The sequence below is a fragment of the Gilvimarinus gilvus genome, assembly GCF_030518155.1.
GTDB classification, from domain to species: domain Bacteria; phylum Pseudomonadota; class Gammaproteobacteria; order Pseudomonadales; family Cellvibrionaceae; genus Gilvimarinus; species Gilvimarinus gilvus.
Genome location: NZ_JAULRU010000163.1, coordinates 1 through 372 on the forward strand (window position 1 = coordinate 1; position 372 = coordinate 372).

A 372-nucleotide genomic window follows, 5' to 3' on the forward strand; every position below is an offset into this window, starting at 1 on the left:
TTTTTAATCAAAATTGGTTCGTAAGGAATACCCGAAGCTTCTGAATAACCAATTGCAGACGGAATTCCAGAATCTGGAACACCAATTACAATATCGGCATCAACAGGAGATTGTTCGTATAATTTTCGACCAGATTCTACACGTAAATCGTAGATTTCATTTCCTTCTATATTCGAGTCAGGACGTGCAAAATAAATGTACTCAAAAGCACAAATATTTCGTTGCGTTGGTTGATTTAATGAATAAGATTTCAAACCTTGTTCATTTACAACAATCAATTCTCCTGGCTCTACATCACGAATAAACTCTGCTCCGACAGCGTCTAATGCACATGTTTCTGAACAGAAAACATACGCATCATCTAATTTACCT

Annotated in this window: 1 pseudogene; it reads right to left on the reverse strand. The window is 36.0% G+C overall.

What is annotated here, in order from left to right:
• Positions 1-372: pseudogene (locus tag QWI17_RS01275) on the reverse strand (hypothetical protein); the annotation flags it as partial.